We start from the raw sequence: 10,175 nt of genomic DNA, 5'->3' as shown, positions 1-10,175 counted from the left end.
GTCAAGTCCATTATCGCCGTAGCTTCGGGCAAGGGCGGCGTGGGCAAGTCGACGACATCGGTCAATCTCGCGCTTGGCCTGCAATCGCTCGGCCTCAAGGTCGGTATGCTCGACGCCGATATTTACGGCCCATCGCTGCCGCGATTGCTTAAAATTTCCGGTCGCCCAAAACAACAGGAAGACCGCATCATTCTCCCCATGGAGAATTATGGGCTGAAGGTCATGTCCATGGGCTTTCTGGTGGATGAGGAAGCAGCGATGATCTGGCGCGGACCGATGGTGCAGTCCGCCCTGATGCAGATGCTGCGCGAGGTGGCTTGGGGTGACCTGGACGTGTTGGTGCTCGACATGCCGCCCGGCACCGGCGATGCACAGCTGACCATCGCCCAGCAGGTGCCGCTCGCCGGGGCCGTCATCGTCTCCACGCCGCAGGATCTGGCGCTCGCCGATGCGCGCAAGGGCATCACCATGTTCCAGAAAGTAGAGGTGCCGCTCCTCGGCGTCGTGGAGAATATGAGCTACTTCATCGCCCCGGACACGGGCGCGCGCTACGATATTTTCGGCCATGGCGGCGCGAAGGCGGAAGCTGAAAGGATCGGGGTTCCCTTTCTCGGCGAGGTGCCGCTCACCATCTCCATTCGCGAACTGTCGGACGCGGGAACGCCTGTTGTCGTCGCCGATCCCAACGGTCCGCAGGCTGCGATCTATCGCGATATCGCTGAAAAAGTCTGGGCGCGCATCGGAACAAGCGAGCGAAAAGCCGCGCCGAAGATCGTTTTCGAATAACGCGCTGGGCATGGCAAAAACTTGGCGACGCATCTGCCTTCTTTAAATAGATGTTCGAAAACAGAAGGTTATCCGGAGGTACACGAAAGCGTTTCTGGATGCGAGCTCAAGAAATGCTTCGCCTGCAATGCTGTTGCGAAAAAATATTGCTTGATTGCATTCCGCTTTGGGCGCATACGCCTGCGCCGTTTGGCTCTTGGTCCATCGGGCTTTCGGGATAGGGTGATCCCGCTCGTTCCGTCGTTCCCTGAAGTGTCGTCCAAAGGTTTGCCGACCGCAAACAGGATATGTTAAGCAGCATTGCGGTAAGCCTGCGATGCGGAGCGGAGAAACGGATTGATAAAAGCCTATCGCGCCAATTGCGAGGCGATCAGCCTGTCGGCACACGACGGCTCCGGACCGATTCCCGACGACATCGTCTGGATCGATCTCGTCAATCCGGACAGGGCGGAAGAGCAGCATGTGGAAAAGCTGCTGGGCGTCGAGCTGCCGACACGCGAAGACCTGAAGGATATCGAGCCCTCCAGCCGCCTCTATATGGAAGACGCCAATGTCTTCATGACGGCGTCTCTGGTGTGGAAGGCGGATTCGGACGATCCGCGCCTGACCGACGTTGCCTTTGTTCTGGCCGGCAATCGTTTGGTGACGATCCGCTATGCAGAGCCGAAATCCTTCCATCTTTTCATCGCTGCCATTACCCGCGCGCCCCATGAGATGCGCAGCGGCACGGCGCTGCTATTGAAGCTGCTCGAAACCATTGTCGACCGCACGGCGGAAATTCTTGAAAATTCGGTCGCCGGGATCGATAATCTCGCTGCGGATATTCTCGGTAGCCAGGCCCGGTCCAAGCGCAAGGCGCCGCGGTATCTCGAGGATCGTCTTACCAATATTGCTGCCTATCATCGGCTGATTTCGAAGGTCCGCGTCAGTCTTGCATCGCTGGCGCGGCTGCAAACGTTCTTTTCCACCAGCGCTCAGGCGAGCGCGGACAAGGGCGCAAGGGAGCAGGGCAAGTCCATCGGGCGCGATATCCAGTCGCTGAACGAACATGCCTCCTTCGTTTCGGGCAATCTGACGTTCCTGCTCGACGCCTCGCTTGGCATCATCAATATCGAGCAGAACGGCATCATCAAGATTTTCTCGATCGCTTCGGTCGTGTTCCTGCCGCCAACGCTGGTGGCCTCCATCTACGGAATGAACTTTCAGCTCATGCCGGAGTTGAACTGGACATTTGGTTATCCACTTGCGCTGATCGTCATGGTGCTGTCCGCAATCATCCCGTTTCTCTTTTTTCGTTGGAAGGGCTGGCTCTGAGGAGCCAGGATCATCATGTCCCAGATCGCTGACAAGGATGTTGCCGAGAAGCCGGATGCGGATGACGCGCACAAGAACAAGGGGCTCTATGCCGCCATCCTTGGTTCCATCGGCGTCGTTTATGGCGATATCGGCACCAGCCCGCTCTACGCCTTTCGCGAAGCCTTGCGCCCCATCGCCTATGACGGCGTGACGCAGGAGGAAGTCATCGGCCTCACATCGCTGATGATCTGGTCGCTGACGATCATCGTCACCTTTAAATACATCACGCTTTTGCTGCGCGCCGACAATGACGGCGAAGGCGGTACGCTGTCGCTGCTGGCGCTGTTGATGAAGACCGCCGGCACGCATCGCAGCGTCCTCATCGTGCTTGGCCTCATCGGTGCAGCGCTGTTCCTCGGCGATGCCATGATTACCCCGGCGCTTTCAGTCCTTTCGGCGGTGGAAGGCCTGAAACTCGTCACGCCGGAAATGGACGCCTTCATCATTCCGATTTCGGTCGGCATCCTGATTGGCCTCTTCGCGATTCAGTCGCACGGCACCGGAACGGTCGCGAAATTCTTCGGGCCGATCACCGCGGTCTGGTTCCTGGTGATGGGCGGTGCCGGCCTCATCCATATCGCAGACGATTTTGGCATTCTCTTTGCCTTCAATCCCTGGCATGCGGTGGAGTTTCTGGCCAATGAAGGTTTTTACGGCATCGTCGTTCTCGGTGCGGTGTTCCTGACGATCACGGGTGCGGAAGCGCTTTATGCAGACCTCGGCCATTTCGGCCGCCGCCCCATCCAGTGGGCCTGGTTCTGTCTGGTGTTTCCGGCGCTGACGCTGAATTATCTCGGGCAGGGCGCGCTGGTTCTGAAGGACCCGGCGGCGATGTCCAATCCCTTCTATCTGATGTTCCCGCAATGGGCGATCCTGCCCGCCGTCATTCTGGCCACCGCCGCCACCATCATTGCCAGCCAGGCAGTGATAACGGGCGCGTTTTCGCTGGTTCGTCAGGCGATCCACCTCGGCTACCTGCCGCGCATGGAAATCCTCTTCACCTCGGAGACCAACACCGGGCAGATCTACCTGCCGGCCGTCAACACGATCCTGCTGTTCGGCGTTGTCGCGCTGGTGCTGACCTTCAAGAGTTCCGATGCGCTGGCGACCGCTTACGGTATTTCGGTCACCGGCGCGATGGTCGTCACCAGCCTGATGTTCTTCGAATTCGTGCGCAAGCGCTGGCAATGGTCGATCTGGCTTGCCCTTGCGGTGCTGACGCCGCTTCTGGTGCTGGAACTGATTTTCCTTGGGGCAAACCTGCTGAAAATCCACGATGGCGGTTATGTGCCGGTGCTCCTGGCGATCGCCTTCACCATCATCATGACGACCTGGCAGCGCGGCTCGAAAATCCTGTTCGCAAAAACCCGTCGTGGTGACGTGCCATTGAAGGCTTTCGTTGCTTCGGTTGAAAAGGAAAGCGCTCATGCGCCGGTGCGTGTGCCTGGCACCGCGATTTTCCTCACCGGCGATCCGGACGCAGCCCCAGCCGCCTTGCTGCACAATCTCAAGCACAACCACGTGCTGCATGACAAGAACGTCATCCTGACGATCCGCACCGAGGATCAGCCGCGCGTTCATCCTGAAGATCGCTACACGCTGACGAAACTCAGTGACCGGTTTGCCGTGGTCGAACTGCATTTCGGCTTCATGGAAACCCAGAACGTCACACAGGCGCTGGGCTATCTGCGCCGCACCGGGTACAAGTTCGACATCATGTCGACCTCGTTTTATCTCGGCCGCCGCAAGCTGGTGCCGGACCCGAAGTCCGGCATGCCGGGCTGGCAGAACCGCCTGTTCATCGCGCTCGCCGAAACCGCCGCCGATCCCTCGGATTATTTCCGCCTGCCCGCCAACCGCGTGGTGGAACTCGGTTCACACGTCGTCGTGTGACGGGTAGGCGTGCCCTCACTGTAGCTGGGCGATCTCGTTCTCTCCGTCATGCCGCCGGTATCCAGCCAGCCCAAGTCTTTGGGCTGAAAGGGGTCTTTACGCGCGCCGACGCGTCTCCGCTGGATTGCGGCTCGAGGCTGGAATGACGGATGTGGAGATGTTCTGCTTGGCCGTTATGATCGGCACATGCGAAATCGACTTCAGACCTCGGCATCAGAATATGCTCACACATTAACGTGAAGACATCTTCCCTTTCGGCGTTAACCATCCATCAAGGTTAATAAGAGATTCTCGAACACCTGTAGAAAATTCGGTTGTCGGTGTTCGGAGTGCTGGTTTTGCGTTCGAAAAAAGTCATGCGTCGTCGGTCCCCCACGTCCTTTCCGGGATGGGCGTCCAGCTGGACGTCACCCGTCGTCTTCGGCCTTGCTGCCTGGCTTGTCTTTCCTTCGCTTGCCGCGCGGGCGGATCTTGCCTCGCTACTGGCAGGCCTGGATAAAGGCGGCGAACAATGGCGCATGGTGCTGACCGCCTCTCCGGCCGGCTCCACGCACAATGCCTCCCTCACATTCAACGATGCGCAGGGGGACGAGGCGTTGCATGGCGGCGGCATGACCTTGCCGGACGGCAGCAAGGTTGCTTTCGTCACCAACAAGAAGGGTGAGACGACAACGCCTGACAGCGAACGCGTCAACCGTGCCGCCAAGAAGGGCCGCATCGTCGCCACCGAAATCATGCAGCCGCCGAAGGCTTTCACCGCCGGTTCGGTGCTGCAGCGCACCTCGATGCTGGATATAGAGCCGCTGAAGCGCAAGGATCGCACCGCCTTCGTCAAACCGAAGCGCGGCAAGGATATCGAACTCGCCTCCTTCTATTTCCGCCGCGACGAGAAGAAGGCGGATAAGAGCGTCTCGCCGATGCTGGCCGAACTCATTACCAACCGCACGCCAGACATTCTCGCCACCGCCTATGCGCCGGCCGAACCGGACTTCGCCCGCGAATCCCCATTCGACGCCATTCTTAAAAAGCCGGAGACCGGCCGCTTCGTGCCGCAGATCAACCCTGATGACCACGCCTGGGCCGCAACGCCGTTGCCGGCAGCCGTGTTCTCTCCGGCCGAACAGCAATGTCTCGCGTCGGGCATCTATTTCGAGGCGCGCGGTGAGTCCGTTAAAGGTCAGGCCGCGGTGGCCCAGGTCATCCTCAACCGCGTGCGCAATCCCGCTTATCCGAAAACCATCTGCGGCGTGGTTTACCAGAACAAGGACTGGCGCAACCGCTGCCAGTTCTCCTTCGCCTGCGATAACATCAAGGACCGCGTGAATTCCGAGCGCCACTGGAAGATGGCGCGCGAAGTGGCGATGGCGACCACGGCTGGCAAGATCTGGCTGAAGGAAGTTGGCTCCGCCACCCATTATCACGCCGTCTATGTGCGTCCGGCCTGGGGCAAGACCATGAAGAAGGTCGGCAGAATCGGCCTGCATGTCTTTTACCGTACCTATGGTGGCGGCTGGAGCTGATACCACCGTCAATTTGTCGCATTTTGCGTGTCAAAAATGCCGATTCCCCCGCGAAACATCGCCCTTAAACTGGGATTTTGAGTCAAGCCATTGTTTTTGCATCATTAATTTGTGCTGAAACAACCGTCATCTGTGCCTTGACTAGAGAAGCCCCTAAAACTATGTTGCGCGCGACTTCAGAGCGGGCTGGAACAGGCTTAATCCGTCACCGTTTACAACTCCAAAGGGTTCTGGCATGGCTGGAACGGAGAAAATGGGTGGGATTCTAAGATGACTGGCAACCGTGACGATAGTCTGGACGAGCGCCGCAAGCGCCTAGCCGACGAGTTGGCAAAGGTGAAGGCGGATGATGAGGCGGAAGTGAGGGCGGAGACAAATGCTGCGGAAAGCCGGAAAGGCTTTGCGATGGCGGTAAAGCTCTCATCGGAGTTCATTTCGGCCATCGTGGTCGGCGCTATGCTGGGTTATCTTCTGGACTATTTTGCCGGCACGTCGCCGTGGGGGATGATTGTTCTTCTTCTTCTCGGTTTCTGCGCAGGCGTATTGAATGTGTTGCGCTCGACCGGAGCGGTGGCCAAGCCGCCGCTGCTGGAGAAAGCGGACAGACAGGACGAGGGTGGAAAACGCGGCCTTTAAGGCTGTTTTTCCTTACAGTTGAGATGCCGCGACAGGCGGCGACAGGTAAAGAGGGCAGCCGGTGGCAAACGATCCGACCCATCAGTTCTTGGTGCAGCCGATCATTCCGATCGAAATTGGCGGCGTCGATTTTTCCTTCACCAATGCGTCGCTCTTCATGGTCGCGACCGTGGCTGCTGCTTCGGGTTTCCTTTATTTCGCAACGTCGAACCGCGGTCTTATCCCGACCCGCATGCAGTCCGTTGCCGAAATGTCCTATGAGTTCATCGCCTCCATGCTGCGTGAGGGCGCCGGCAAAAAGGGCATGGTGTTCTTCCCCTTCGTTTTCTCGTTGTTCATGTTCGTGCTGACGGCAAACCTGCTTGGCATGTTCCCGTATTTCTTCACGGTCACCAGCCAGATCATCGTTACCTTCGCGCTCGCCTGCCTCGTCATCGGTACGGTCGTCGTTTACGGTTTCTACAAGCACGGCCTGCATTTCTTCGGCATCTTTGCCCCCTCGGGCGTGCCCAAGGCGCTTCTGCCGCTTGTGGCGTCGATTGAAATGATCTCCTTCCTGTCGCGTCCGATCAGCCTTTCCGTCCGTCTTTTCGCGAACATGCTGGCCGGCCACATCACGCTTAAGGTTTTCGCAGGCTTCGTCGCCTCCATGAGCGCGCTCGGCGCGCTCGGCGTCGGCGGCGCAGTCCTGCCTCTCATCATGACGGTCGCCATGACCGCTCTCGAATTTCTCGTTGCCTTCCTGCAGGCTTATGTCTTCGCGGTACTGACTTGCATGTACCTGAACGACGCCGTGCATGGTGGTCACTGAGAAGTAAAGTCGCTGGCCCCGGAAACGGGCGTCAAAAACAGCCGCAACAACCTATATCTCAAGGAGTCTCACATGGAAGCGGAAGCAGCAAAGTACATCGGCGCAGGTCTCGCATGCCTCGGCATGGCTGGTACGTCCCTCGCACTCGGCCGTATCTTCGGTGATTACCTGTCCGGCGCACTGCGCAACCCCTCTGCTGCCGACAGCCAGTTCGGCCGTCTGGTATTCGGCTTCGCCGTTACGGAAGCTCTGGGCATCTTCTCGCTGCTCGTTGCTCTCCTTCTCCTGTTCGCTGTCTGATAACGGCATCAGGTCTGGATCACGGCCCGCAACGATAGCGTGCCGTGATCCTTCGCATTTGCAGTCCCCCTGGAGGTGAGCATGTTCGTGACCGAGGCTTATGCCCAGTCAGCACCGACCGTAGGTGAAACGCATACGGAAACTCCGGCCGTTGGCCAGCCGCAACCGGAAGCCACGCACACGGAAACCGGTGTAGCGCATGGCGCCGAGCACGGTTCTTCCGGCGTTTTCCCGCCGTTCGACCAGTCTACTTATGCATCGCAGGTCCTTTGGCTGGCGATTACGTTTGGCCTTTTCTACCTGCTCATGCAGAAGGTCATCGTTCCGCGCGTTGGCGGCATTCTCGAAAACCGTCACGGACGCATTGCACAGGATCTCGACGAAGCGGCACGGCTGAAAGCGGAAGCTGACGCAGCCGTCGAAACCTATGAAAAAGAACTCGCGGCAGCCCGCGCCAAGGCAAGCTCGATCGGCGCCGCGGCCCGTGACGCCGCTAAAGCCAAGGCCGATGCCGACCGCGCCGCTATCGAAGCCGGTCTGGCGGAAAAGCTTGCCGCCGCTGAAAAGCGCATTGCAGGTATCAAGGAACAGGCATTCGCCGATGTCGGCGCAATCGCCGAGGAAACCGCGACCGCAATCGTCAACCAGCTGGTTGGCGCCAAGGTCAAGGACACGGACGTGAAGGCAGCGATTGCGGCCGCTTCGAACGTGAAGGGAGCCTGACATGGCATTTGATGCATCATTTTTCGCTCTCGTCGGTCTCGTTCTCTTCTTCGTCCTGATCGCTTATCTGAAGGTTCCGGGCATGCTCTCCAAGTCTCTGGACGAGCGCGCACAGAACATTCAGGACGAGCTGGCCGAAGCCAAGCGCCTGCGTGAAGAAGCCCAGCACCTGCTTGCCGAATATCAGCGCAAGCGCAAGGAAGCTGAAGCTGAAGCCGCCGGCATCGTTGCAGCCGCAGAGCGCGAAGCAGCAGCACTGACCGAAGAAGCCAGGCAGAAGACGGAAGAATTCGTCGCCCGCCGCACGGCTCTTTCGGAACAGAAGATCAAGCAGGCCGAAGAAGACGCCATCGGCGCCGTCCGCGCCGCCGCCGTCGACATCGCGATCGCCGCTTCCGAGAAGCTGCTGGCCGAAAAGACGACGGCCGCCGCAAAGGCCAAGCTTTTCACCGCCACGATCGGCGAAGTGAAGTCGAAGCTGAACTAACACGCGACCATAAGGCCTTGGATGGTCATAAAATTGGAAACCCCTCCAGTCCGCTGTGAGGGGTTTTCTTTTGATCATCTGCCTCACGCATGTTGACGATGGTGACTGCCCTCGTTTGCGCTGCTAGCATCGTCAGGTGGTGGATGCACGAGTGACGGAGGTCGAAGTTTGGATTTCATGAAGGTACTGAAATCCCTCGAAGAGCTGCTTTATGAGCTGGTTTCGTGGCTTGTGTTTTATCCGATGACCATGTGGCGATCCGTCGTCAGTCCACTCAGCATGATGCGTTATGCCGATACGGAACTCGATGACCGGCTTGAAGATCAATATGACGATACGCTCAGCCCGCCGCTCTTTCTGCTGATAACGTTGCTTCTGTCCCAAGCGCTCACCGCATCGCTCCCCTCGATATTCGATGCCAACCTCGCGGCCAGGCAACTGGGCTCCGGGTCGAACCTGCTTATTGCGCGAGGGGTCATATTCAGCGTCTATCCTCTGTGCATGGCGGTCGCTGCGCTGCGTTTGAGAAAGATGCGCTTGACTCGCAACTCGTTGCGACGTCCATTTTTCAGTCAATGCTACGTAACAGCACCCTTTACGCTGATCCTGGTCCTCGGATTGGATGTGGTCACCATGCCGGGTGGACAGGGAATGACTTTCGGTCTCATGATCGTTGCAATTGCCGCCCTCTGGTACGCCCAGGCGGAAATTCGCTGGCTGCGCGGCGAACTCCGCATTGGCCTCATCAAGTCGGGCCTGATTTTCGCCGCCGCCTTTGTTGTGGCGAGTTTCGTGGCGCTCGCGCTTGCGCTGCTCATATCGATTGAAGCGAGCACCATCTTCTCGACCATAAGCGGGCAGGCCGGATGATATGACCCATCATGCTCGGGGCCATCGCGCAAAAACGGGAGGAAAGCCATGAAAATGAACGATGCGATCAAAGTTGACCTGCAGAACTCAGTGCTCTGCTGGCTGGCAACCATCGACGACGATGGTACGCCCAGTGTAACGCCAAAGGAGATATTCACCAGCTACGGTGACGACCACATCGTCATCGCCGATATCGCGTCGTCGCATAGCGTTCACAACGCTCTAGCCCGACCAAAAGTGTGCGTTAGCTTCATTGACGTGTTTCGTCAGAAAGGCTTCAAACTCACCGGCCACGCCACGATTCTGGCTCCCAGTGACGCCGATTTTGACGCGTTTAGTGTCGATCTGCGCCGTATGGCAGGCGATGATTTTCCAATCCGGAATGTCATCGCGGTCAAAATCGACCGCGTTTCCCGAATCTGGGCGCCAAGCTACAAGCTCTTTCCCGAACGCAGTGAGAGTGAAAGAATGCAAAGCGCTTATGAGACCTACGGGGTGCGGCCTATAGGGGCGCTTCCATATCAAGAATCTTCATCGGAGCGATAGTCCGAACACGATGGGTTTCTGTCCAAGGCGAAATTAGTCTTGTCGTGGCCGATCGCGTGCAAATCTTAGCGATTCTCAATCCTATCAGACGCGGTTGGCGATCAATCTGAAAGGTTCGTCATGCCTCTTCTCGACAATATCGCTGTGTCACCCAATTATACAGTCCGACGGTACCTTGTATCGCGATACTGTGTGTCTGAAGAATGTTGTTGATCATCCGAGAATGGAGATGGGGACTTTGGCTATT

General features: G+C 58.1%; 11 protein-coding genes. All 11 read left to right on the top strand.

The annotated features are described in order from the left end of the window. Positions 1-786: Mrp/NBP35 family ATP-binding protein (locus ACUTJJ_RS17285; RefSeq protein WP_445542895.1), on the top strand; the 786-nt coding region annotated here is incomplete at its 5' end. A 336-nt stretch (positions 787-1,122) separates the two neighbouring features. Continuing rightward, positions 1,123-2,100 (top strand): magnesium transporter CorA family protein, encoded by a 978-nt coding sequence (locus tag ACUTJJ_RS17280; RefSeq protein ID WP_144575654.1) that lies wholly within the window; start codon positions 1,123-1,125, stop codon positions 2,098-2,100. A gap of 15 nt (positions 2,101-2,115) precedes the next feature. Then, positions 2,116-4,035 carry a potassium transporter Kup gene (locus ACUTJJ_RS17275; protein WP_063947731.1) on the top strand — a complete coding sequence of 640 codons (1,920 nt, stop codon included), beginning with the start codon at positions 2,116-2,118 and terminating at the stop codon, positions 4,033-4,035. A 356-nt stretch (positions 4,036-4,391) separates the two neighbouring features. Further along, entirely contained in the window at positions 4,392-5,555 is a 1,164-nt protein-coding gene (locus ACUTJJ_RS17270) for a cell wall hydrolase (RefSeq protein WP_445542894.1), read from the top strand. Between the two features lie 270 nt (positions 5,556-5,825). Next, the gene (locus tag ACUTJJ_RS17265; RefSeq protein WP_063947733.1) at positions 5,826-6,191 is read left to right on the top strand and encodes an AtpZ/AtpI family protein; all 366 of its coding nucleotides are present in this window, start codon (positions 5,826-5,828) and stop codon (positions 6,189-6,191) included. A 61-nt stretch (positions 6,192-6,252) separates the two neighbouring features. Then, positions 6,253-7,002 (top strand): F0F1 ATP synthase subunit A, encoded by a 750-nt coding sequence (locus tag ACUTJJ_RS17260; RefSeq protein ID WP_004440258.1) that lies wholly within the window; start codon positions 6,253-6,255, stop codon positions 7,000-7,002. Positions 7,003-7,074: 72 nt separating this feature from the next. Continuing rightward, positions 7,075-7,302 (top strand): F0F1 ATP synthase subunit C, encoded by a 228-nt coding sequence (locus ACUTJJ_RS17255; RefSeq protein ID WP_003494147.1) that lies wholly within the window; start codon positions 7,075-7,077, stop codon positions 7,300-7,302. 81 nt (positions 7,303-7,383) lie between these two features. Beyond that, positions 7,384-8,025, top strand: a complete 642-nt coding sequence (locus ACUTJJ_RS17250) for a F0F1 ATP synthase subunit B (protein WP_063947734.1) — start codon at positions 7,384-7,386, stop codon at positions 8,023-8,025. Between the two features lies 1 nt (position 8,026). After that, positions 8,027-8,512 carry a F0F1 ATP synthase subunit B gene (locus tag ACUTJJ_RS17245; protein WP_063947735.1) on the top strand — a complete coding sequence of 162 codons (486 nt, stop codon included), beginning with the start codon at positions 8,027-8,029 and terminating at the stop codon, positions 8,510-8,512. 177 nt (positions 8,513-8,689) lie between these two features. Next, entirely contained in the window at positions 8,690-9,382 is a 693-nt protein-coding gene (locus tag ACUTJJ_RS17240; RefSeq protein WP_445542893.1) for a permease, read from the top strand. Positions 9,383-9,430: 48 nt separating this feature from the next. Then, complete coding sequence (locus tag ACUTJJ_RS17235) at positions 9,431-9,928, top strand: pyridoxamine 5'-phosphate oxidase family protein (RefSeq protein ID WP_445542892.1); 498 nt, start codon at positions 9,431-9,433, stop codon at positions 9,926-9,928. Positions 9,929-10,175: the final 247 nt, after the last annotated feature.

Source organism: Agrobacterium sp. DKPNP3, from assembly GCF_052686535.1.
This window is presented reverse-complemented; position numbering and strand designations above follow the sequence as displayed.